The following is a 23,139-nucleotide window of genomic DNA, read 5'->3' as shown; positions in this document are numbered from 1 at the left end:
ATGACCTGACGGGGAGGGGTGAGGGATGTCGGAGGCCATGGGCACCATCGACGAACGCGTCAAGGAGACATCGCGGCTGCGCCGGGCGCTGATCCGGCCCGAGCTGGGGGCCATCGTCGGCACCATCGCGGTCTTTGTCTTCTTCATCGTTTTCGCGGGCGACAGCGGGATGTTCAACGCGCAAGGCGTGCTGAACTGGTCGACCGTGTCGGCGCAATTCGTGATCATCGCGGTCGGCGCCTGCATGTTGATGATCGCGGGCGAATTCGACCTGTCGGTGGGCTCGATGATCGGGTTCGCGGGCATGTCCATCGCCATCATGGCGGTGACGCTGGGCTGGCCGGTCTGGATCGCGATCTTGCTGACCTTTGCGTTATGTGTGGCCATCGGGGCGGTCAACGGCTGGATCGTCGTACGCACGGGGCTGCCGAGCTTCATCGTCACGCTGGCCTTCCTGTTCATCCTGCGCGGTTTCACCATCTTTTTCCCGCAGCTGATCGAGCGGCAGACGATCATCGGCGGCATCGACCGCGCGGCCGAGGGCGATTGGCTGGCCCCGGTCTTCGGCGGCAAGGTATTCGGGTTCGTCTTTGACTGGCTGGCCTCCATCGGGGCGATCGACGTGTTCGAGCGTGGCACGCGCGCGGGTGAGCCCATCGTGGACGGTATCCCGATGCTGATCATCTGGGCGCTGGCGCTGGTCGCAGTGGCCCATGTTGTCCTGACGCGGACGCAGTTCGGCAACTGGGTTTTCGCGGCGGGGGGCGATGCGCAGGCGGCGCGCTATGTCGGTGTGCCGGTGAACCGGGTGAAGATCCTGATGTTCATGTTCACGGCCTTCTGCGCCTGTGTCTTTGCCACCTGTCAGGTGATGGAATTCGGATCGGCGGGGGCGGATCGGGGGCTCCTCAAGGAATTCGAGGCGATCATCGCGGTGGTGATCGGGGGCGCGCTGCTGACCGGCGGCTATGGCTCGGTCATCGGGGCGGCGCTGGGGGCGTTGATCTTTGGCGTGGTGCAGCAGGGGCTGTTCTTTGCCGGCGTGGAATCGAGCCTGTTCCGGGTGTTCCTGGGGGTGATCTTGCTCTTCGCGGTGATCCTGAACACCTACATTCGCCGCATCATCACGGGGGAACGCTGATGTCGTCCTATGATCACAATCCCATCGTGGAAATGCGCGACATCGAGAAGCATTTCGGCCCGGTCATCGCGCTGAACGGGGTCAGTTTCGACGTGCGGCCCGGGGAATGCCATTGCCTGCTTGGCGACAATGGCGCGGGGAAATCGACCTTCATCAAGACCATGTCGGGGGTGCACAAGCCCACGCGGGGCGAGATCCTGTTCGAAGGAAAACGGATGGATTTCGCCAGCCCCCGCGATGCGATGGAGGCGGGGATCGCCACGGTTTACCAAGACCTTGCCATGATCCCGCTGATGAGCGTCACGCGGAATTTCTGGATGGGGCGGGAACCCGTGCGCCGGGTCGGGCCGCTCAAGTTCATGGATTTCAAGACCGCCAACGAGGTGACGATGGAGGAGATGCGCAAGATGGGCATCAACCTGCGCTCGCCCGATCAGGCGGTGGGCACGTTGTCGGGCGGCGAGCGGCAGACGGTGGCGATTGCGCGCGCGGTCTATTTCGGGGCGAAGGTGCTGATCCTCGACGAACCGACCAGCGCGCTGGGTGTGCGGCAGACCGCCAATGTGCTGGCGACCATCGACAAGGTGCGCAAGACGGGGATCGGGATCGTCTTCATCACCCATAACGTGCGCCATGCTATGGCGGTGGGGGATCGGTTCACGGTGCTCAACCGGGGCAAGACGCTGGGCACGGCGCAGCGCGGCCAGATCACGCCCGGCGAATTGCAGGATCTGATGGCGGGCGGTCAGGACATGGTGGAGCTGGAAGGCTCGCTCGGCGGCACGGTCTGAGCGATGCGGGATGCGGGCTATTTCGATGCCGAGAGCGGCGATCTGGCGGAACTGGCGGCGCTGACCGGGCGGCGGCTGGAGCGGACCGAGGTGCCGCGCGCGTCGGAGGTGCACAAGAACATCCCTGTCTATGACATCAAGGCGATGCGCAGATGGCTGGCCGACGGGCTGGCGCGGCGCGAGCTGATGGCGGAATGGGCCTGGGTTCTGGGGCAGGGGCCGGGGGTTCTGGTCCTGAAGGCTGCCTATGCTGATACGGGCGTGATCGACCGGGCGACGGCGGTTTACGAGGCCGTGATCGCGCAGGAAAAGGCCGCGGGCGGCGGCGGGGCGGATCATTTCGCCGCCGCAGGCGCGAATGACCGGATCTGGAACAGCTTGCAAAAGCTGTGTCTGGAGGATCCGGAGGGTTTCGCGCTCTATTTCGGGAATCCGGTGATCGACGCAGTGTGCGAGGCGTGGCTCGGCCCGTTCCACCAGATGACGGCGCAGGTGAACCTTGTCCGGCCCGGTGGGCGGGCGCAAAGCCCGCATCGGGATTATCATCTGGGGTTTCAAACGGCGGAGGTGGCGGCGCGGTTTCCGGCGCATGTGCATGCGCTGTCGGCGGTGATGACGCTGCAGGGCGCGATTGCACATTGCGACATGCCGGTCGAAAGCGGGCCGACGATGCTGTTGCCCTATTCGCAGCAGGTCGCGGGCGGCTACATGGCCTATCGGCGGGCGGAGGTGGCGGAGTATTTCCGGGACCATGCCGTCCAAATGCCGCTGGAAAAGGGTGATGCGCTGTTCTTCAACCCCGCGCTCTATCATGCGGCAGGGGATAACATATCATCCAATATCAACAGGATGGCGAACCTTGTTCAAGTCAGCTCCGCCTTTGGGCGGGCGATGGAGGCGGTGGACCGGATGGCCATGTGCCGCGCGCTTTACCCCGCGCTTTTGCGGTTGAAGGCTGCGGGGCGGATCGATGCGGCAGAGATCGCAGCGGCCATCGGCGCGGCGGCGGAGGGCTATGCCTTTCCCACCAATCTCGATACGGATCCACCCGTGGGCGGTCTGGCGCCCGAAACGCAGGCTGCGCTGATGGCGCGTGCCTTGGGCGAGGGCTGGACGGTGGAGGCTTTCGAGACAGCACTTCGGGCCCATGCGGCCAAACGGAGGCCGTGATGGCGGATTTGTTGCGCAAGCCTGTGGGTCGATCGGGACAGGTCCATGCGATCACGCCCGAGGCGGCGGGATGGTCTTTTGTCGGGTTCGATCTGTGGCGGTTGGCCCCCGGTGAGACCGCGCAGGGGCAGCTCGACGGGCGCGAGGCGATCCTTGTGCTGGTCGAGGGGCGCGCGGGTGTGACGGCCTCGGGCGAGGAATTCGGGGAAATGGGGGAGCGGTTGAGCGTCTTCGAGCGCATCCCGCCGCACGCGCTTTACGTCCCGCCCGGATCGGATTGGCGGGCCGTGGCCACGACCGAATGCGTGCTGGCCGTCTGCACCGCGCCCAGCCCCGGCGGGCGGCCCGCGCAGCGGTTGGGGCCTGAGGGCATCGCGCTGGAGGATCGGGGCGCGGGAACCAATTTGCGCCACATCCACAACATCGCCATGGAAGGGCGCGACCTGGCCGACAGCTTGCTGGTGACGGAGGTCTATACGCCGGGGGGGCATTGGTCCTCCTATCCGCCGCATCGGCATGACGTGGATGATTTCCCGAACATCACCTATCTGGAAGAGACCTATTACCACCGGCTGAATCCGGCGCAGGGTTTTGGCCTCCAGCGGGTGTTCACGGACGATCTGAGCCTCGACGAGACGATGGCGGTGGCCGATCACGATGTGGTGCTCGTGCCGAAGGGGCATCATCCCTGCGCCGCGCCGCATGGGATCGAGATGTATTACCTGAACGTCATGGCAGGGCCGCGGCGCAACTGGCGGTTCGCGCTGCATCCCGATTTCGGCTTTCTGGGCTGAAGGGGCCGCCGCCCCTGTTCCTTGGCGTGACGCTGCGATAGCCTGCGCCCCGAGGATATGGGACAGGCATCACGACATTCCGGCGCGGATTATCCGCGCATCGATTGGCTGGGGCTCGACGGGCTGCTGGTGCGGTTCGGCGATGCCTTGAGCGAACCTGCGAACCGGGCGGCGCTGGCGCTGCGCCATGCCATCTTGCGCGAGGATTGGCCGGGGGTCGAGGAGGTGACGGGGGCCTTGGTCTCCACCTACCTGCGGTTCGATGCTTTGGGCGTGGATGCGGGCGCGCTGCGCGCGCGGCTGGAGGATCTGGTCGCAAGACGGGACTGGAGCGCCGAGCCGCTGCCGGGCGGGCGACGGATCTGGCGGGTGCCTGCGGTTTTCGGCGGGGATTTGTCGCCGCAACTGGCCGAGTCGGCAGGGCTGGCAGGGGTCGACCCCGATCAGGCCGTGGCCGAGATCACGGCAACGCGGCTGCGTGTCCAGACCATCGGGTTTGCGCCGGGACAGCCCTATTTGGGCGAATTGCCGGAACATTGGGCGATCCCGCGCCAGACGGAATTGACGCCACGGGCCGAGGTTGGCGCGCTGGTCGTGGCGATCCGGCAGATGACGTTGTTTTCCACCGCCGCGCCAACGGGCTGGCGGCAGGTGGCGCGCACGGCGCTCCGCCCGTTTCGGCCCGAGAGCGAGGAGCCGTTCGTGCTGCGGCCCGGTGACGAGGTCGTGTTCGAGCCGGTGGATCGCGAGAGGTTCGAGCGGCTGCGCGAGGATCCGCAGGGCGGCGCGGTGGCGGAGGTTCTGCCGTGAGCCGGGCGTTGATCGTGCAGCGCGCAGGCCCTGCGATGAGCCTGCAAGACGGCGGGCGCCCCGGGTTCTTGGGGCAGGGATTGTCGCGGGGCGGGGCCGCGGACCCAAGGGCGCTGGCCGAAGGGGCGGTTCTCTTGGGGCAGGGCGGCGATCTGGCCGCCGTCGAGATGGCCGGGATGGGCGGTGCCTTCGAGGCGACGGGCGATTTGCGGATCGCGCTGACCGGTGCGCCGATGCGAGCGAGTGTCGAGGGCGCGCCGCTGGCTTGGGGGGCCTCGCACCTGATGCGGGCAGGCCAGGTGTTGGAGATCGGGCCGGTTCTGGCCGGGGTCTATGGCTATCTGCATGTGGGCGGCGGGTTCGATGCGCCGGAGGTTCTGGGGGCGCGGGGCGCGCATCTGTCTGCCGGGATCGGACGGGTGTTGCGCGTGGGCGACCGGCTGGCCGCGGGCGATGATCCGGGCGGCGAGGTGGGGCTCTGCCTGAGCGCCGAGGATCGTTTCGCCGGTGGGGAGCTGCGCGCGGTCATGGGGCCGCAGACGGCGATGTTTTCGCCCGAGGATGTGGCGCGGTTCGAGGGGACGCGCTTTGCCCGCGATGCGCGCGGCAACCGGATGGGCCTGCGCCTGATCCCTGACGGCGCGGGGTTCCAGAGCCGGGCGGGTCTGTCCATCGTGTCCGAAATCGTGGTTCCGGGCGATATCCAGATCACCGGCGACGGGGTGCCCATGGTGCTTTTGGTCGAATGCCAGACCACGGGCGGCTATCCCCGGATCGGGACGATCCTGCCTTGCGATATGCCGCGCGCGGCGCAGGCGCCGGCGGGGGCGGAGATGCGGATAAGGTTCGTGGACCGGGACGCGGCGCTGGCCGCCGAACGCGCGGCGGCCGATACGCTGCGCGCGCTCCCCGGACGGATCACGCGGCTGGTGCGCGATCCGTGGGACATGCGCGATCTTCTGTCCTATCAACTCATCAGCGGCGTCACGGCGGGGGAGTGAATATGCAGGAAACGGTCGATCTGAACGCGGATATGGGCGAAAGCTTTGGCCCGTGGCGCATGGGGGACGACGCGGCCCTTCTGGAGATCGTGACCTCGGCCAATATCGCCTGCGGGTTTCACGCGGGCGACCCCGATGTGATGGCCGGCGCGATGGCAGAGGCTGTGGCGAAGGGCGTGGGGATCGGCGCGCATCCGGGCTTTGCCGATCTGCAAGGCTTCGGGCGGCGGCGGATCGACATGGACCGGCGGAGCCTTGGCCATTCGGTCGCCTATCAGCTGGGGGCGGCGCAGGCCATGGCGCGGGCGGCGGGGGGTGCCGTGCGGCATCTGAAGCTGCACGGGGCGCTGGCCAACATGGCCTCCGAGGATGAGGGGCTGGCGCGGGCCTGTTACGAGGCGGCGCTGGCTGTCGATCCGGACATCATCGTGATGGTTCTGGCGGGCACGGCGCAGGAGGTTGCGGCGCGGGATCTGGGCGCGCGGATCGCCTGCGAGATCTTTGCCGACCGCGCCTATGAGGAGGACGGGCGGCTGGTCGACCGGCGCAAGCCCGGTTCGGTGATCCATGACGGGGCATTGGCCGCCGAGCGTATCCTGAAGATGCTGGAGGCGGGCGCGATCATCGCCGAAAGCGGCAAGCGGCTGCCCACGCGGATCGACACGATCTGCCTGCATGGGGACGGGGCGGAAGCGGTAAAGCTGGCCCGCGATCTGCGCAAAGCGTTGGAAGGGGCTGGGCTGCGGCTGGAGGCCTTTGCAGGTCCGCGCTAGGCCGGGCACCGGGGGGACGCCAAGGGCGTCGTGTCGGTGGCGGGCCCCGGTGAGGGAGCCCGCCCCGTATCGGATCAGGCGAGAGCGAGGTTGATCGCGCTTTCGCGGCCGTCGCGGCCCTGTTCCATGTCGAAGGTCACCTTCTGCGCGTCGGCAAGGCCGGTGAGGCCCGCGCGTTCGACGGCAGAGATGTGAACGAAGACATCACGTCCGCCATTCGCGGGCTCGATGAAGCCGAAACCTTTGGTATTGTTGAACCATTTCACGGTGCCATTGGCCATATCCGTGGACTCCTGTTCTATGATGCCCGCAGGATGCGGCAACTCGGCAATATCAGTCTGGATCGATCAACTGAGAGCCGGATGAACGGGAAGCAGCGGTTCGAAAAGAATAACGTTAGCCCCAAACACATGGGCGCTTTGTCGTCCCGGCACAAGGGGCTCAGTGCCGTGGTTGCGCTTTTATTTCCGGGCACCCTTTGGGAGAGGCGTCTGAAGCTTTACCGGGTGGCGCCCGGGTGGCAGGCGGCGGGTGAGGGCGGCCGTTCTTATGCGGGCGTCGAAGGCCTTTTTCCAGGATTCGGTCAACGCGTTCATCCGGCCCGCGGGTGCGGCCCGGATCTTTGTTCGTTTCAGGGATGTCATGGGCTGTCCTTCCAAGGACTGCCGGGCGGGTCGCCCGGATGACCCCGCAGGCGATGGATCGGCTGCGGACATCATCTTGTATCACAGGACGGCCCGAGACGCACGGGAATTGCAAAAACCCTTGCTCAGAAGGCCGTGATGCGCCGCGTCGTTTCGGGGTCGAGGAAACAGGCGATGGTCGCCTCCGTCTCCAGCGTCAGCGCGCGGTCGATCGCGTCACCGCCTGCCTGCGTCAGGACGCGCTTCATCGCGCGCAGCGACAGGGGCGGCAGGGCGGCGAGGCGGGCGGCGGTGGCCTGTGCTTCGGTCATCAGCTGGGCATCGGGGACGACTTTCCACGCGACGCCGCAGGCCAGAAGATCGGCGGCGGTGTAGCGTTCGCCCAGATAAAGCATTTCCCGCGCTTTCACGGGGCCCACGATGGCGGGCAGGATCGTGGTCACGGCGCCGGTGACAAAGACATTGAGCGACACCTCGGGGAAGAACGCCCGCGCGCTTTCGGCCCAGATCGGGAAATCGCAGTTCAGCGCCCATTCGAAGCCGCCGCCGACGGCCCAGCCGTTGATGGCGCCGACCACGGGTTTCGCGCCCAGAACGAGGGCGCGGGTGACGGCTTGGATCGCCTCGACATGGTCGCGGGCCTGTCCTTCGGTCTCAGGGTGGACATGTTCGCGCCGGTCGTCGCCCGCGCAAAAAGCGCGGCCTTCGCCAGTGAGCACGATGGCACCCGAGTCGGGGCAGGCGTTGGCGTCATCTATGGCGCGGGCCAGATCGTCGATCAGCGCGCGGTTCATCGCGTTGAGCGATCCCGGGCGGTTGAGCGAGATGGTGCGGACGCCGTCGCCCGTGAGGGTGGAGAGGACGGTTGAATAGGTAAAATCTGTCATGGTTTGCCCCTGATGACGCGGGCGGTCTTGCCCTCGGTGACGGGAAAGCTGCCCGGAGGCAGGAGGGTAACGGTGGCGGTGGCGCCCAGCTGCGCCTTGAGGGCGGAGGCGATGCGGGGGGCAAGGGTGCCGTCGTCGCGTGCGCCGCGGGCCAGTTCGGCATGAACCGGCAGGCTGTCATAGGGCGGTGGCGTGTCAAGGATGATGCGGTAATCGCCCGAGAGTTCCGGAAAACCGGTCAGGACGGCGGCGACCATGGTGGGGAACATGTTGAGGCCGCGCACGACAACCATGTCGTCGCTGCGCCCCACGACGCGGAAGCGGAACCCGGTACAGCCGCAGGCGCAGGGATCGGTGCCGGTGATCGTCACGATATCGCCGGTGCGAAAGCGCACCAGCGGTTGGCAGTCACGGGCGAGATGGGTGAGGACCAGTTCACCGGTCGCACCGGCCGCGAGCGTCACGGGCTCGGCCGTGTCGGGATCGATCAGTTCGGCGTGCAGCACGTCATGGGCGACGAAATGCAGGTCGGAGTCGTGGTCGCATTGGGCGGCGAAATTGCAAAACACATCCGAGACGCCGTAATTGGCGTTGCGCGGCTCCATCCCCCACGTCGCCTTGAGCCGCGCGCGGAGCGCGGGATCGTCGAGGCCCGGCTCACCCCCGAACAGGCCAAGTTGCAGCCCCAGATCAGACGGGGCGAGGCCGGGGAAGTGTTCGGCCAGAACGCGTTCGAGGACGGCGGGGTAGGAGGGGGTGCAGGAGATGGCGGTGACGCCAAGCTCGCGGATTGTGCGCACGAGCAGCGCTGTGGAGCCGACGCCGAAGGGCACGACAGTGGCCCCGGTGCGTTCCAGCGTCATGTGATCGGTCAGGCCGCCCATCCACATCTGGTAGTTCAGGCAATGCACCACGATCCTGCCCGGGCCGAGACCGGCGAGGGATTGGGCGCGCGCGCCGACGATTTCGGTGATCTCGCAATCGCGGGCCGAGAGGGCGAGCGTCATCGCTTGGCCCGTGGTGCCGGAGGTGCGGTGGACACGGGAAACGCGGTCTGTAGGTGTGGTCAGGTAGTCGCCAAAGGGCGGGTTTGTCGCCTGGGACAGGCGCAGCCCCGCCTTGTCCGACAGGGGAAGGCGCGGCAGATCCTCGAGCCGTTCGGGCGGCTCCTGCCCATCCCAGAGCGCGCGGTAAAAGGGTGAGGCCAGGACATGGGCGCGTTGAACCTCCCACGCCGTTTGGCGGTGGGCGGCAAGCTCGGGCAGGGGGATCTTGTGGGCGTCTTGGATCAGGCTCATGGGGCCATGCCTTTGGTCCAGAGGTCGGTGAAGAGGTCGAGCAGGGTTTCGGGATCTTGCGAGAGGGCGACGAGCGCCGGGTCTTGGGTCACATGCAGGGCGGTCAGGTATTGGTCGACCATGCCCCCCAGCGCGAGGGCGCGGCGCATCAGGTCGGGCTCGGCCCGAGCGGCGGCGCCATGGCGGCGGCGGGCGGCATTGGCGACGGTCGTGGCCCAGTCGTGGTTGAGGCGCTGAAAGGCGGATTGTGCAGCGGGCAGGGCATCGCCCCCGGTCAGAAGGCAGCGCATCAGGCCTGCGTTGTCCGCGAAAAGCCGCATGTAGGCGGCGGTCGTCGCGCGCACCGGTTCGGGCGCGCCCTTTGCCGCGGCGCGCATCACATCCTGAAGGTAATCGACGAAGGCCTGAAGCACGGCGCCCGCCAGCGCGTTGCGGTTGGAAAAATGGATGTAGAAGGTGCCATGCGCGACGCCGGTGCGCGCGCAAGTGGCGGCGACCGTCAGGGCGACGAGCGGTTGGCTGGCCAACAGCTCGGCCCCTGCGATCATCAGGTCGCGGCGGGTGCGCTCACCCTTGGGCAGGGTGTCGCGTCCCTGCGCAAGCCAGTCTGAAAAGGCAAGATGGGTTGGGGCGTGGCCTGAAGACATGAATATGACATCAGTGTCATATTCGTCGTTAGTCAAGTGCGATCAGCCAAGACACCGGTCGAGGCAGGCAAGCCAGTTGTCGCGCGCGAGTTTGGCGATGAGCGGGGCATCGTAGCCATGGGCGGCCATCGCGTCGAAGAGGCGCGGCACACCGGTCACATCGCCGATCACCGCGGGTGTGGTGCAGCCGTCGAAATCGGAGCCGAGGCCGACGTGATCTTCGCCCAGATGGGTGAGGAGGTGATCGAGGTGGCGCAGCATCGGGTCAAAGCCCGTGTCGCGGGCGGGCCGTCCGTCGGGATTGAGGAAGAAGGTCGCGAAATTCAGCCCGACCATGCCGCCCCTTTCGCGGATCACGTGCAATTGCCGGTCGGTCAGGTTGCGGGTCGAGGGACAGATGGCATGGGCGTTGGAGTGGGTCGCGACAAGCGGTGCCGTGCTGATCCGGGCCACGTCGTCGAAGCCTTTCTCGTTGAGGTGCGACAGGTCGATCACGATGCCCATTTCGTCGCAGAGGCGGACGAGATCGCGGCCTTTTTCGGTCAGGCCGGGCCCGGTGTCGGGCGAACCGGGCCAAGCCATGGGCACGCCGTGGCCAAAAATCGTGGGCCTGCTCCAGACCGGTCCGAGAGAGCGCAGGCCCATCTCGTGCCAGAGGTAGAGCGCGTCAAGATCGGGGCCGATCGCCTCGGCGCCTTCCAGATGCATCAGGGCGGCGATCTTGCCCGCGGCCATGGTCGCACGCAGGTCGGATGCGCTGCGGCAGAGGCGAAAATCCTCGGGTGCGCTGCGTTCCATCCAATGCAGAAGGCCCGCCATGGCCAGCGCGGGCGGCTGGGCCGCGACATGATCCATCAGGGGCGGCAATGGTTTGTCATAGGGCGGGTCGGGCATCGCGAAGGCTTGTGGCGCGCCCGGTGCGGGTGTGGGGACGAAGATCGCAAAGAACCCGCCGGCAAAGCCAGCTGCGCGCATCCGGGCCAGGTCGAGATGCCCCTCGCCGCTGTCTTCGAGCCAGAGCGCGTGGCGCGCTTCGGGGCGGCGGGACAGGCGCAGGAGCAGATCGTTGTGGCCGTCGAAGAAGGGGATGGTCATGGCGGCGCAAATCCTGTGGCTGGGCGGCGTGGCGCCGGAGTCGTGACAAGGCAAACACGATGCGGCAGGCCGTGTCGAGCCGTCCACGGCCCACGCGGGAGGGGAAATGCGGCAGTGAGGCGCGGTCATTGCCGCGAGGCCATTCTTCCGGGGCCGGGGCAGGGCAAAAGCGCCGGTTTCTGCGGTGCAGCCTGCAAATCCTGTGCTATGTCAGGGACATGGATATCGTTCTTGTCACCACGGTCATTGCCTCGCTGTTCCTCGTGATCGGCGCGTCGGAGCCTTTGGCCGCGCGGCTGGGCTTTCCGCAAAGCGTGATCCTTGCCATTCTGGGCATCCTGATCGGGGCGGGGGCGGCGTTTTTCCTGCGGACCGAACTGACCGATGCGCTGAACCCGGCGGCGGAGGCGATCCTGGGCCTGCCGATCCGGTCGAACGTGTTTCTCTATGTCTTTCTGCCCACGCTGCTGTTTCAGGCCACGTTGGGGATGAACCTGCGGCGGATGATCGATGATTGGGTGCCGATCCTTGTGCTGGCGGTGGTCGCGGTCGTGGTGGCGACGCTGGGGATAGGCTATGCGCTGTCCTGGGTCAGTGCGCTGCCGCTTGCCGCCTGTCTCTTGGTCGGTGCCATCGTGTCGACCACGGACCCCTCGGCGGTGGTGTCGATTTTCCGCTCGATTTCCGCGCCGCGCAGGTTGGCGCGGATCATCGAGGGCGAAAGCCTTCTGAACGATGCGGCGGCCATCGCGCTCTTCGGGTTGTTCATGGGTTTTGTCATGCTGGGCGTTCCGGACCCCGATCTGGGCGAGGCGCTGGGGCGCTTTCCGATCTTGATCGCGGGCGGTGCGTTGACCGGATGGCTGGCTGCGCGGCTGGCGGTCTGGGTGATGGCGCAATTCGCGCGGCACGAGCGGGCGCAGATCTCCATCTCGGTCGCCTTGCCCTATCTCGCCTATATCGGGGCGGAGCAGGCGGTGGGCGCTTCGGGCGTGATCGCGGTGGTGGCGGCGGGCCTGACGCTGAACCTGACGGGGCCGGGGCGGTTGCCGCCGCAGGCCTGGGCCAATCTGCGCGAGGTCTGGGACCTTCTGGCCTATTGGGCGAGCGCGCTCATCTTCATTCTCGCCGCGCTGTTGATCCCGCGCCTTTTGGAAGGCGTCCGGCCGGGCGATTTCGCGCTGATCCTCGTGGTGATCGTGGCGGCGCTGGCGGCGCGGCTTGTCATCTTGTTCGGACTTTTACCCTTGCTCACGCTCTTGCGGTTGTCGCCGCCGGTGGAACGGCCCTACCGGGTGGCGATCTTGTGGGGGGGATTGCGCGGGGCGGTCACGCTGGCGCTGGCGCTGGCGGTGACGGAAAGCTTGCGGGTGCCGGTCGAGGTGAAGCGGGTGGTGGGTATCCTTGCCACCGGGTTCACCCTCTATACGCTGATGGTGCAGGGCACGACGCTGCGCTGGGTGATCCGGCGGCTGGGTCTCGACAAGCTGACACCGATCGACGAGGCGCTGTCGCGGCAGGTCGTCGCCGTGGCGCTTCAGACCGTGCGCGAGGATGTGGCGCGCACGACGGAAAACTACGATCTACCCCGGGAGGTCGTGCGGTCCGAGGCGAAACGGTTTGGTGAGCGGCTGGACGAGGCCGTGAGCGCCGCCGAGGAAAGCGCCGACATCCTCGACCGCGACCGGATTACGCTGGGGTTGATCGCGCTGGCGGGCCGGGAACGGGACATGATCCTTGCGCGGGTCCGCGACCGCACGATTTCCTCCCGCATGGCCGAACAGGTGTTGTCGGATGCCGACCGGTTGATCGAGGCGACGCGGACCGGCGGGCGGCTAGACTACCAGCGCGCCGCGCGCAGGAGCGTCGCCTATGGGCCGGGCTTTCGTGCCGCCGTTCTGTTGCACAGCCGGGTGGGCCTGTCCGGGCCGCTGGCCCGGCTGACGGCGGATCGGTTCGAGCGTTTGCTGGCGCAACGGTTGATTTTGCGCGATCTGGACGGGTTCATCGACGGCCGCATCCGCCGCATCCACGGGCGCCGGGTGGCGGAATTGCTGCAAGAGCTGTTGTCGCGGCGGGTCGAGGCGGTGGAAACCGCGCTGGAAGGATTGCGCCTGCAATATCCGGGCTATGCCGAGAAGCTGGAGCGGCGGTTCATCCGGCGCAGCGCCCTGCGGCTGGAGGAACGCGAATACGCGGCCATGCGCGAGGACGGGCTGATCGGGGCGGAGGTGTACACGACGCTGATGGCCGATCTGGCCGCGCGCCGTGCCGTCGCCGAGGCGCGGCCCAAGCTCGACATCACGCTGCGCCGGGAGGAGCTGGTGCGCCAGTTCGCTTTGTTCTCGGATCTGGACGAGGCCACGCTGGAGCGGCTCTGCCGGGCGTTCCGCACGCGCTATGTGAACGCGGGCGATGTGCTGCTGCAAAAGGACAGCCCGGCCAAAAGCGTGTTCTTCATCGCCTCGGGGGCGGTCGAACTGGAGGTGGCGGGGCAGGAATGGCGTTTGGGCCGGGGGGAGATGTTCGGACAGATGGCCATCTTGCTCAAGAAATCGCGGCGGGCCGAGGTGCGGGCCATCGCGCCCTCGACGCTTCTGGTGCTGGACGAGACGCGGTTCCGGCGGCTTTTGGCGCGCAGCGCCGCCTTGCGCGACGCGGTGCGCGCCAGCGCCCAGAAACGCGGGATGGACCCTGCCGAGGTTCTGCCCGATCTAGCCGCCGCGGCCTGAGGAGCCGGGGGCCGAAAGCCGCTTTGCACCCGCGCGCGTCTGACGCATGATCGCGGAGCAGCGATGGAGCGGCGACAGACAGGGGCGGCAGCGCATGGAATTCGATACGGTCATTCACGGCGGCACCATCGTCACCCCGCGCGAGACATGGGTGGGCGATATCGGCATCACCGGGGGCAAGATCGCGGCGCTGGCCGACAAGATCACCGGCGGCGGGCGGCGGGTGGATGCGGGCGGTCGGCTGGTCCTGCCCGGCGGGATCGAGGCGCATGCCCATATCGCGCAAGAAAGCTCCACCGGGTTGATGACGGCGGATGATTATTACACCGGCTCCGTCTCGGCGGCTTTCGGCGGCAACACCAGTTTCATTCCCTTTGCCGCGCAGCATCGCGGGCAATCGGTGGATGAGGTGATCGCCACCTATGACGGGCGAGCGGCACCCCATTCGGTGCTGGATTATTCCTATCACCTGATCATCTCGGACCCTACGCCATCCGTGCTGGAGGAGGAATTGCCACGCGCCTTTGCGCGCGGGATCACCTCCTTCAAGGTCTTCATGACCTATGACCTGATGAACCTTGGCGACCGCGGGATGCTCGATATCCTGACGGTCGCGCGCAAGCATGGCGCGCTGACCATGGTTCATGCGGAAAACAACGACATGGTCAAATGGATGAACGCGCGCCTTGCCGAGGCCGGGCTGACCGCGCCCAGATACCATGCCGTTTCCCGCCCCGGCATCGCGGAAGCCGAAGCCATCAACCGCGCGATTTCGCTGGCTACGCTGGTCGGTGCGGGGCTGTTCATCGTGCATGTCTCGACACCCGAGGGCGCGGAACTGGTGGCGCGCGCACGGGCCGCCGGCCTGCCGATCCATTCCGAGACCTGCCCGCAATATCTGGCCTTTACCCGGGACGATCTGGACCGGCCGGGCATGGAGGGGGCGAAATACATCTGTTCGCCGCCCTTGCGGGATCACGCCACGCAAGACGTGCTCTGGCGGCATGCGCGGATCGGAACCTTCGACAGCGTGTCGTCCGACCATGCGCCCTACCGGTTCGACGCGAGCGGCAAGTTCGCCAAGGGAGAGGCGCCGCCCTATCCCGCCATCGCCAACGGGATGCCGGGGATCGCTGCGCGGTTGCCTTACCTGTTTTCCGAAGGGGTCGTTGCGGGCCGGATCACGCTTCAGCATTTCGTGGCGCTGTCCTCGACGAATGCGGCGCGGGTGTTCGGGATGGACCGCAAGGGCGCGATCCTGCCGGGATACGATGCCGATATCGCGATCTGGGATGCCGAGGAGACGCGGGTCGTCACCGCCGCAGATCAGCATGACGCGATGGATTACACACCCTTCGAGGGGATGCGCCTGACCGGTTGGCCGGTGCATGTGATGAGCCGGGGCGACACGGTGATCGAGGGGCGCACCCTCAAGGCGGAGCGGGGCAGGGGCCGGTTTGTCGCCCGCGCGCCCTATGCCGTGCCACCGACGGCCCCAGTCGTCCCGGAAATGGACCCTGCGACGAATTTCGGCGCGGCGATCCGGCCATGACGCGGATCCTCGTCATCAATCCCAATTCCTCGGCAGGGGTGACGGAGGGTTTGCGCGACGCTTTGGCGGGGTTTTCCGGCGCGACCTTTGACTGCATCGACATCCCGGAGGGGCCCGCCACGATCATGACGGAGGAGGATGTGAGCCGCGCGGGCCTGCATGTGGCCGAGCGGATCAAGGCCGATCCGGGGGCGGATGCCTATGTGATCGCCTGTTTCTCGGATCCCGGTCTAGACCTTGCGCGCAGCCTGACGGCCAAGCCCGTGATCGGGATACAGGAGGCGGGGATCCTGACTGCGCTGGCGCGCGCGGACCGTTTCGGGATCATCGCGCTTGGGCCGAAATCCATCCCCCGGCACATGCGCAAGATGCGGGCCATGGGGGTTCTGGGGCGGCTGGCGGGGGAGTTGGACCTTGGCGGGGTCGGTGCGGAGGAGGCGGGCCGCTCGGACGCGGTCTTTGCCCGGACGCTCGAGATCGGCGAGCGGTTGCGCGACATGGGGGCGGGGGCGCTGGTGCCGGGGTGCGCCGGCTTCGCGCCGCGCCGGGCTGCATTGGAGCGCGCCTTGGGGATCGCGGTGATCGACCCGGTGCAGGCGGCCTGCGCCATGGCGCTTGGGGCGGTGCAGCCCTAGATCCCTACGTCGCCGGGTTTGCCGCCTTTACCGGGCGAGGCCACCGCGTAGTGCGCGCACCACGCTGCTCATCGCAAAGATCAGCGCGGCGACGCAGACGATGGAGGGGCCGGCCGGCGTGTCGAGGACAAAGGCCGCGCGCAGGCCGATGACGGTGGCGGCGGCGCCGATCCCCGCTGCGATCAGCGCCATCGCCTCGGGCGTGCGGGCAAGGGGCCTTGCGGCGGCAGCGGGAATGATCAGCATCGCTGCGATCAAAAGCACGCCCACGACCTTGATCGCCACAGCGACCGTTACGGCCAGCGCAAGGGTCAGGGCCAATTGTTCCCGCTTCGGGTCGATGCCGCTGGCATAGGCCAGCTCCTCGTTCAGCGTGGCGGTCAAGAGGGCTGACCAGCGCCATGCGATCAGCCCCGCCACCAAGATTGCCCCGCCCCAGATCACCGCCAGATCGCCGCGCGAGACCGACAGGATATCCCCGAAGAGATAGGCCATCAGGTCGATCCGGATCCCCGACAGGAAGGACACGGCAACAAGCCCGAAGGCGAGCGCCGAATGGGCCAGAACGCCCAGAAGCGTATCCATCGCATAGCCCCGCCCGCTGAGGGTGGAGACGGTCAGCGCCATCAGGAGCGCGATGGCGACCGCGCCGGGAAAGATCGAGATCTCGAGCGCCAGCGACAGCGCGACGCCGAGGATCGCGGCATGGGCCGTCGCATCGCCGAAATAGGCCATGCGCCGCCAGACGACGAAACTGCCCAAAGGGGCGGCGGCGAGGGCGACGCCGATCCCTGCCAGTGTCGCGCGGGTCATGAAATCATCGAGCATCACTCGGCCGCCTCGGTTTTCTCGTGGCTGTGGGCGTGATCATGGTCGTGGTGGTGGTGGTGGCCGTGCGGGTCGTCTGGCCCGTGGCTGTGGTCATGTTCATGCCGGTAAAGCGCCAGCGCGCCGCCTGTGCCCGTGCCAAAAAGTGCCCGGTATTCCGGGGCGGAGGACACATGTTCCGGCGTGCCGTGACAGCAGACATGCCCGTTGAGGCAGATCACCCGGTCGGAGGCTGCCATGACGACGTGCAATTCGTGGCTGATCATCAAGATCGCGCAGCCGGTGTCGCGCCGCACCTCGTCGATGGTGCGGTAGAAGGCGGCCGATCCCGGCTGGTCCAGCCCCGCGGTCGGCTCGTCCAGCATCAACAGATCTGGGCGCGCGACGAGGGCGCGGGCCAAGAGCACGCGCTGCATCTGTCCGCCCGACAGATCGGCCATCTGCCGGCGGTCGATGCCCGGCACCCCCGCGCGGTCGAGTGCCTCGGCAATTTGCGCGGGCGCGGCACCGCCGGGCAGGCGCAAGAACCGTTCGACCGTGATCGGCAAGGTCGGGTCCACATGCAGGCGCTGCGGCACATAGCCTAGACGCAGGCCGGTCTTGCGCCGGACAGTGCCACCGGCAAGCGGCACGGCCCCAAGGATGGCGCGCAGAAGCGTGGTCTTGCCCGACCCGTTGGGGCCGACGATGGTGACGATTTCGCCCGGCTCGATGGCAAGGCTGACATCGCGCAACACCTCGGTCGCACCGAAGCGGACGCCCAGATGATCGACGGACAGAAGGCTCATGTGTCGGCCTTTTCAGCGCAGACGGGGCAAAGCCCCACCGCCTCGATCACGGTGCGCTCGATCTGGAAACCGGTGGCATCGGCGGCATCGCCCAAGGTGCCGCCCGAGGATGGGCCGGTCTGCGCCTCGGCCACGGCGTCGCAATTGCGGCAGATCAAAAAGGCGGGCGCATGGGTCGCGCCGGGATGGGCACAGGCGATGAAGGCGTTCATCCGTTCGATCTTGTGGGCGAAGCCGTTGGCGACAAGAAAATCCAGCGCGCGATAGGCGACGGGCGGCTGCGCGCCGAAGCCTGCCGCATGGAGCCGGTCGAGCAATTCATAGGCCCCCATGGCGCGGTGTTCGCCAAGCAGGATTTCAAGCGCCGCGCGCCGCACGGGTGTGAAACGCAAGCTGTTTTCCGCGCAATGCGTGTCAGCAGCCGCAAGGGCCGAGGCTACGCAATGCCCGTGGTCATGCGCGTCGAAGCCCAAGGGTTCGGCCAGAGGGGCGATGTCGGAGGCGCGGCCTCTTGTCATGTTATTTCATTTCAAGTAGTGGCAATGTGACGTTATAAAATCACGAGGCTTCGCCGATGTCCAGAAAGCTCTTTCCGTTCCCGTTAAAGCTCTTTCCGTTCCCGTTGTTGTTCGGCCTGATGGCAGGGACCGCCATGGCCGAGGTGCCCCGCGTCGCCGTCGATGTCGCGCCGGTTCATTCGCTCGTCGCGCGGGTGATGGCGGGTGTCGGGGAACCCGGACTGATCATCCAGCCCGGCGGGTCGCCCCATGAATACAACCTTCGCCCGTCAGAGGCGGCCTTGCTGCAGGAGGCGGATATCGTGGTCTGGGTCGGGCCCGATCTGACGCCGTGGATGGAGGATGCGGTCGCCACGCTGTCGGGTGATGCCGCCGTCCTGACGCTGATGGAGGCGGAGGGGACTGCTTTGTTGCCGTTCCGCGAGGGTGCCCTGTTCGAAGCGCATGACCATGGTGGGGAAGAGCACGGGCATGAGGACCATGGTCACGACGACCACGCTCATGACGACCACGGGCATGACGGCCACGCGCATGACGACCACGGGCATGACGAGCACGCGCACGACGACCACGGCCACGACGAGCACGCGCACGATGCTCATGGCCACGATGATCATGGGCATGACCATGTCCATGGGGCCAGTGATCCCCATGTCTGGCTATCGCCTGCCAATGCCGCGCTCTGGCTCGACCTGATCGCGGCGCGGCTGTCGTCCGCCGATCCGGCAAATGCGGGGGCCTATTTCGCAAATGCCGCCGCCGGGAAGGCCGAGATCGACGCCCTCGTGACCGAGATCGCGGCGATCCTCGACCCCGTGCGCGGCGGGCGCTTTGTGGTCTTCCACGATGCCTACCAGTATTTCGAGGCGGAATTCGGCTTTCCGGCCTCGGGGGCGATTTCGCTTTCGGATGCGAGCGACCCAAGCCCCGCGCGGATCGCCGAGATCCAGGCGCGGGTCGCCGAAGAGGGCATCGCCTGCGTCCTGTCGGAGCCGCAATTCAACCCCGGTATCGTCGCCGTGGTGATGGAGGGCACGGCGGCCCAAACGGCGGTCATCGACCCGCTGGGCAGCGCGCTTGCGCCCGGGGCGGAGCTTTACCCCGCCATGATGCGCGCCATGGCCGAGGCTCTGGCAGGCTGCCTGTAGCGCTCAGCCCGGCAACGACAGCTGGGTCCAGCCATCGGGCCCCGCCACCGAAAGCGCCTCGCCCCGCAGGCACAAGAGATGGGCCTCGGTGCCGGGGGCGATCCGGTTGGACCGTCCCGTCAGCAGGCGGTGCGGCGTGTCGAAGGCAAGCGGCAGGATATCGGTCAGCGCCACGCCGGTGGCCTGTGCCATATGCCGCGCGGCGCCGATCAGGGTGATATCCGCCCCGGCCAGCGTCCCGTCGGCCAGAGTGAGCCGCCCGCCCGCTCGCGTGATCTGCCGCCCGGACAGGGTGAAACCCGCGTCCCCGGTTCCCGCAACGGCCATGGCGTCGGAGACAAGGATCAGGCGTGTGCCCGCAGCGCGATGGGCCAGCCGCAAGCCTGCGTCATGCACATGGACGCCATCCGCGATCAGTCCGATCCACGGCGCGTGATCAAAGGCCGCGCCGACCATGCCGGGTTCGCGGTGGTGCAATCCCGACATCGCGTTGAAAAGATGCGTCGCCATCCGCGCGCCTGCTTTGTAGGCCGCCTCTGCCATGGCGTAGCCCGCGCCGGAATGGCCGAGCGATACGATCACGCCCGCTTCGGCCAGCGCGGCGATCTGGCTGGGCGTCGCTTGCTCCGGGGCCAGCGTGATCAGGAGATGCGGCAAGCGGCCTGCCGCTTGGGTGTAGAGCGACAGATCGGTCTTGGTCAGCGGGCGCAGGTGGCGCGGATCATGCGCGCCCGCGATCGCGAGATGCGGCCCTTCGAGATGGAGGCCGAGGATGGCGGGATCTTGCGCCGCAGCCTCTGTCAGGAGGTCGAGGATACGGGCGGTTTCGGCCGCGCTGTCCGAGATCAGCGTGGGCAGGATGGCAAGCGCGCCACCCGCGCGATGGGCCGCCGCGAGGCGCGATACATCGGCAGCGGTCCGGCAGTCGCCCAGCATCAACCCCGCGCCGCCATTGACCTGAAGGTCGATGAGACCGGGACAAACCAGCGCCCGTTCCCCGTCTTGCGAGAGATCCGTGCCTGTCTCGCCCCCCGCGCGCGGGCGCAGTTCGGTGACGCGACCCTCCGCCATGCCCAGCGCCATGTCGTGGCGAAGGCCCTCACCGTCGAGAATGTCTAGCCCGGTCCACAGTGTCACGGCAGTCCTCGCGCCAGCCGCAACGCACCGTCGAGCGGGCGGCCAAGTGCAGGCCTCAACCCGGATGTCAGAGCCTCGGGCAGGTGTGGGGCCAGCATCTCACCCAAGCCTCCGGTCAGGACCAAGGGCGCGTTCGGTTGGTGACCCAGATCGGTCAAGCCTTCGGTCAGCTCTTTAAGGATAGCCGCGTGAATGCGGGCTGCCATGGCGCTTTCGGGATGGGCCATCACGATCCGCACGAGTTGCGCGAAATCGCCCGGTGAGGCGGTCGCCGCCCAAAGCACCGGATGCGGCGGGCAGGCGTCGATCAGCGCCTCGGCCAGCGGATCGGGGGGCAGGCGGCCATCGGCGACTCGCAATGCCAAAGACAAAGCCTTGCGCCCGGCCCATGCGGCGGACCCTTCGTCACCCAGCCTGAAGCCCCAGCCGCCGATGTGCCGGGTCACGCCGCCCGCTTTGCGGATGAAGAAACTCCCGGTGCCAAGGCTTGCCAGCGTTCCGTCCGCACCTTCGAGTGCGCCTTCGAGTGCCGTGACGCTGTCATCGACCACATAGGCCAGATAGGGCAGGCGGGTGGCAAAGGCATCGGCTGCACCGGGCAGACGCCCGCCCGCAAGGCCCGCGCAGATGCGCGCTTGCGGCAGCGCCTCGAACCCGAGGTCACGCGCGGCCAGCGCCTCGGTCAGGGCGAGGCGGATCGCGGCCTCGGCCGCCGCCGGGTCGGTCACGATATTGGCCGGGCCGCCGCGCGTCTCGACGATCGGGCCACCTGCCACGGACAGCGCCACCCGGCATCCCGTGCCGCCCCCGTCGATCCCGATGTCGATACGATCTGCCATGGTGCCAGCCTATGGTGCCCGTCAGGCCAGGGAAACCGCCTTGCCGCTTCGCGCGCTTTCCTGCGCCGCGCGGCCCATGCGGACGGCGGCCGCACCATCGGCCAGCGTCACCTCGGGGCGGGCGCGGCCATGGATGACTTCGCGGAAGCGTTCATGCTGGTAGAAGGTGGAGCCGTTGTGATCCCCCGCCGCCAGAAGCCGCGGATCGACCGGCACGGCATGGTCCACCGGGCCCGTAGGGTTGCGCGGGCTGACGATGACGCGCGGCACGGGCGCGGGGCCAAGATCGGCGTTCCAGAACCGGGTCGGGCCGGGCACCAGCGCCTCGATCTTGCCCTTGGGACCTGTGGCCGAAATCTCTTCCTGATAGCGGGAGCCTTCGGCGAACATGCACAATTCCAGCATGGCGCGGGCGCCGCGGGCGAACTCCACGATGACATAGCCATGATCCCAGATATCGGGCGTTTCGCCGCCATAGCGTTCGTCCAGATGGTTCACCGCCTGTCCTGCGCTGGCCATGACGCGGATCGGGTCATCGGCAAGGATCAGGCGCATCAAGTCGAAGAAATGGCAGCATTTCTCGACCAGGGTGCCGCCGGTGTTGCGGTTGAACCGGTTCCAGTCCCCGACCTTTTCGAGAAAGGGAAAGCGGTGCTCGCGGATGGTCAGCATCTTGATCCCGCCCGTCGCCCCTTCGGCCATGTCGCGCAGGACCTGCACGGGCGGCATGTAGCGGTATTCCATCGCGACCCAGATCGGCGCGGGGTAGTCGCGGGCGATCCGGTCCAACGCCGGCAATTGCGCCTCATCGGTGTAGAGCGGTTTTTCCACCAGCACGGGCAGGGGGCGGTGGCGCGCGATGTCCTGCAATTGGCAGACATGCATGTGGTTGGGCGAGGCTATGACCAGCGCATCCAGATCGTCGCGTGCGAGCAGCGCCGCGATATCGGGGCAGCGCACCGCTTGCGGCATCAGCGCCAATGTCGCAGCCGCCATCTTGTCATCGGGTTCGACAAAGCCCGTGACCGTGGCGCCGGGCAAAAGCGCGATGTTGCGGATATGCTCCTGCCCCATCATGCCGGAACCGATGATGCCGTAGCGTGTCATGCGTGTCTCTCTTTTCGTCGCATCACGGAAGCCGGGCGACATAGGCCGCGCGGTCGGGGTCGAACCATGTGCTGGAGACCTCGGCTGGTCGCCCATCTGCGTCGAAAGCGCGGCGGCGGGCAAGGGCCATCACGCTGCCCGGCGGCGCGCCCAGCCTGTCGCCCGCCCAATCGGGCAGCGGCCCCGCGCCCAGCCGATCTTCGGCTCGCGCGATGGTCAGGCCCAGAAGCTCGCTGTAACTGCGGTAAAGCGATTCCGAGATCGTGTCGGGCGTCAGCTTTCCCGAGAAGCGTCCATCGAGCCAAATATCCTCGATCGCGACCGGCACATTGTCGAGAAAGCGCAGGCGGCGGATGTTCCAGGCCTGCGGCACGGCACTGCCCAGATAGGGAAGATCGGCCGGTTTGTCGCGACGCACCAGCGACAGCAGTTCGGCCGTGGGCAGCCCTCCGCCCTCGGGCCGTTCCAGCCGGAACAGCGCATAGACCCCCCGGCTGGTATCCCCTGCGAGGATCGTGTTGCCCGATCCTTGGCGGCGGCCCAGCAGTCCGCGCTCGGTCAGGATCGCCAGCGCCTTGCGCAGCGTCGTGACCGTCACGCCCAGATGGGCCGCCATGCTGCGTTCGGGCGGCAGCCGGTCGCCGGGCCGCAGACGGCCCGCCACGATGTCGCGGGTCAGCCGCTCGGCGATCCGCAGATAGGTGGGCAGCGCGCCGCGCATCCGGTCACGACCTATATTGATCTACCATTGATATACGATGCCGCGAGCGCTAACCCTTGTCCAGATCAAAGGTGTTCAGACCA

The 23,139-nt window shown here is 67.3% G+C and carries 23 protein-coding genes; 11 read left to right on the top strand and 12 right to left on the bottom strand.

What is annotated here, in order from left to right; all coding sequences use genetic code 11:
- Positions 1-25 precede the first annotated feature (25 nt).
- The 7 genes from QQK63_RS07445 to QQK63_RS07415 are packed head-to-tail and all read left to right on the top strand — an operon-like array spanning position 26 to position 6,480.
- A complete protein-coding gene (locus QQK63_RS07445) occupies positions 26-1,141 on the top strand; it encodes an ABC transporter permease (protein ID WP_277823162.1) in 1,116 nt (371 codons plus the stop codon).
- Complete coding sequence (locus QQK63_RS07440; RefSeq protein ID WP_277823160.1) at positions 1,141-1,932, top strand: ATP-binding cassette domain-containing protein; 792 nt, start codon at positions 1,141-1,143, stop codon at positions 1,930-1,932. The genes QQK63_RS07445 and QQK63_RS07440 overlap by 1 nt, the downstream gene beginning before the upstream one ends.
- 3 nt (positions 1,933-1,935) lie before the next feature.
- Entirely contained in the window at positions 1,936-3,102 is a 1,167-nt protein-coding gene (locus QQK63_RS07435) for a phytanoyl-CoA dioxygenase family protein (protein ID WP_277823158.1), read from the top strand.
- Complete coding sequence (iolB, locus tag QQK63_RS07430) at positions 3,102-3,896, top strand: 5-deoxy-glucuronate isomerase (protein ID WP_277823156.1); 795 nt, start codon at positions 3,102-3,104, stop codon at positions 3,894-3,896. Before QQK63_RS07435 ends, iolB begins: the two co-directional genes overlap by 1 nt.
- 57 nt (positions 3,897-3,953) lie before the next feature.
- Positions 3,954-4,706, top strand: a complete 753-nt coding sequence (locus QQK63_RS07425; protein ID WP_277823154.1) for a 5-oxoprolinase subunit B family protein — start codon at positions 3,954-3,956, stop codon at positions 4,704-4,706.
- Positions 4,703-5,707: a 5-oxoprolinase subunit C family protein gene (locus QQK63_RS07420; RefSeq protein ID WP_277823152.1), complete on the top strand. Its 1,005-nt coding sequence runs from the start codon at positions 4,703-4,705 to the stop codon at positions 5,705-5,707. Before QQK63_RS07425 ends, QQK63_RS07420 begins: the two co-directional genes overlap by 4 nt.
- A gap of 2 nt (positions 5,708-5,709) precedes the next feature.
- Entirely contained in the window at positions 5,710-6,480 is a 771-nt protein-coding gene (locus QQK63_RS07415) for a LamB/YcsF family protein (protein ID WP_277823150.1), read from the top strand.
- A gap of 74 nt (positions 6,481-6,554) precedes the next feature.
- Here the strand turns inward: QQK63_RS07415 and QQK63_RS07410 are convergent, their stop codons facing one another.
- From QQK63_RS07410 to QQK63_RS07390, 5 genes are all read right to left on the bottom strand, one after another.
- Positions 6,555-6,761: a cold-shock protein gene (locus QQK63_RS07410; RefSeq protein WP_109666069.1), complete on the bottom strand. Its 207-nt coding sequence runs from the start codon at positions 6,759-6,761 to the stop codon at positions 6,555-6,557.
- Positions 6,762-7,249: 488 nt separating this feature from the next.
- Positions 7,250-8,011, bottom strand: coding sequence for an enoyl-CoA hydratase/isomerase family protein (locus tag QQK63_RS07405; protein WP_277823148.1), 762 nt, complete (start codon positions 8,009-8,011; stop codon positions 7,250-7,252).
- A complete protein-coding gene (locus QQK63_RS07400) occupies positions 8,008-9,309 on the bottom strand; it encodes a phenylacetate--CoA ligase family protein (protein ID WP_277823146.1) in 1,302 nt (433 codons plus the stop codon). Before QQK63_RS07400 ends, QQK63_RS07405 begins: the two co-directional genes overlap by 4 nt.
- Complete coding sequence (locus QQK63_RS07395; RefSeq protein ID WP_277823144.1) at positions 9,306-9,956, bottom strand: TetR/AcrR family transcriptional regulator; 651 nt, start codon at positions 9,954-9,956, stop codon at positions 9,306-9,308. The genes QQK63_RS07400 and QQK63_RS07395 overlap by 4 nt, the downstream gene beginning before the upstream one ends.
- A 42-nt stretch (positions 9,957-9,998) precedes the next feature.
- Positions 9,999-11,051: a dipeptidase gene (locus tag QQK63_RS07390; RefSeq protein ID WP_277823142.1), complete on the bottom strand. Its 1,053-nt coding sequence runs from the start codon at positions 11,049-11,051 to the stop codon at positions 9,999-10,001.
- Positions 11,052-11,269: 218 nt separating this feature from the next.
- On the opposite strand from QQK63_RS07390, the gene QQK63_RS07385 reads away from it, so the two are divergent.
- From QQK63_RS07385 to QQK63_RS07375, 3 genes are all read left to right on the top strand, one after another.
- On the top strand, positions 11,270-13,783 hold the full coding sequence (locus QQK63_RS07385) for a cation:proton antiporter (RefSeq protein ID WP_277823140.1): 2,514 nt from the start codon (positions 11,270-11,272) through the stop codon (positions 13,781-13,783).
- A 94-nt stretch (positions 13,784-13,877) separates the two neighbouring features.
- Positions 13,878-15,335 (top strand): dihydropyrimidinase, encoded by a 1,458-nt coding sequence (hydA, locus tag QQK63_RS07380; RefSeq protein WP_277823138.1) that lies wholly within the window; start codon positions 13,878-13,880, stop codon positions 15,333-15,335.
- On the top strand, positions 15,332-15,970 hold the full coding sequence (locus QQK63_RS07375) for an aspartate/glutamate racemase family protein (RefSeq protein WP_277823136.1): 639 nt from the start codon (positions 15,332-15,334) through the stop codon (positions 15,968-15,970). Before hydA ends, QQK63_RS07375 begins: the two co-directional genes overlap by 4 nt.
- A 27-nt stretch (positions 15,971-15,997) precedes the next feature.
- On the opposite strand, the gene QQK63_RS07370 is transcribed toward QQK63_RS07375, so the two are convergent.
- The 3 genes from QQK63_RS07370 to QQK63_RS07360 are packed head-to-tail and all read right to left on the bottom strand — an operon-like array spanning position 15,998 to position 18,104.
- Positions 15,998-16,798 (bottom strand): metal ABC transporter permease, encoded by an 801-nt coding sequence (locus tag QQK63_RS07370; RefSeq protein WP_277823134.1) that lies wholly within the window; start codon positions 16,796-16,798, stop codon positions 15,998-16,000.
- Complete coding sequence (locus tag QQK63_RS07365; RefSeq protein WP_277823132.1) at positions 16,798-17,586, bottom strand: metal ABC transporter ATP-binding protein; 789 nt, start codon at positions 17,584-17,586, stop codon at positions 16,798-16,800. Before QQK63_RS07365 ends, QQK63_RS07370 begins: the two co-directional genes overlap by 1 nt.
- Complete coding sequence (locus QQK63_RS07360; RefSeq protein ID WP_277823130.1) at positions 17,583-18,104, bottom strand: helix-turn-helix domain-containing protein; 522 nt, start codon at positions 18,102-18,104, stop codon at positions 17,583-17,585. Before QQK63_RS07360 ends, QQK63_RS07365 begins: the two co-directional genes overlap by 4 nt.
- A gap of 56 nt (positions 18,105-18,160) precedes the next feature.
- Between QQK63_RS07360 and QQK63_RS07355 the strand changes: the two genes are divergently transcribed.
- On the top strand, positions 18,161-19,252 hold the full coding sequence (locus QQK63_RS07355; protein WP_277823128.1) for a zinc ABC transporter substrate-binding protein: 1,092 nt from the start codon (positions 18,161-18,163) through the stop codon (positions 19,250-19,252).
- A gap of 3 nt (positions 19,253-19,255) precedes the next feature.
- On the opposite strand, the gene nagA is transcribed toward QQK63_RS07355, so the two are convergent.
- From nagA to QQK63_RS07335, 4 genes are read right to left on the bottom strand one after another with little or no spacing between them, the layout of a single operon-like run.
- Positions 19,256-20,389 (bottom strand): N-acetylglucosamine-6-phosphate deacetylase, encoded by a 1,134-nt coding sequence (gene nagA / locus QQK63_RS07350; RefSeq protein ID WP_277823126.1) that lies wholly within the window; start codon positions 20,387-20,389, stop codon positions 19,256-19,258.
- Entirely contained in the window at positions 20,386-21,228 is an 843-nt protein-coding gene (locus QQK63_RS07345; protein WP_277823124.1) for a glucosamine kinase nucleotide-binding domain-containing protein, read from the bottom strand. Before QQK63_RS07345 ends, nagA begins: the two co-directional genes overlap by 4 nt.
- Positions 21,229-21,249: 21 nt before the next feature.
- Positions 21,250-22,335: a Gfo/Idh/MocA family protein gene (locus tag QQK63_RS07340; protein ID WP_277823122.1), complete on the bottom strand. Its 1,086-nt coding sequence runs from the start codon at positions 22,333-22,335 to the stop codon at positions 21,250-21,252.
- A 22-nt stretch (positions 22,336-22,357) separates the two neighbouring features.
- Positions 22,358-23,056 (bottom strand): GntR family transcriptional regulator, encoded by a 699-nt coding sequence (locus QQK63_RS07335; RefSeq protein WP_277823120.1) that lies wholly within the window; start codon positions 23,054-23,056, stop codon positions 22,358-22,360.
- Positions 23,057-23,139 lie beyond the last annotated feature (83 nt).

Source organism: Roseicyclus marinus (assembly GCF_030163795.1).
GTDB classification, from domain to species: domain Bacteria; phylum Pseudomonadota; class Alphaproteobacteria; order Rhodobacterales; family Rhodobacteraceae; genus Roseicyclus; species Roseicyclus marinus.
Note: the sequence above shows the minus strand (reverse complement) of the source record. Positions and strands in the feature narration are given on the sequence as shown.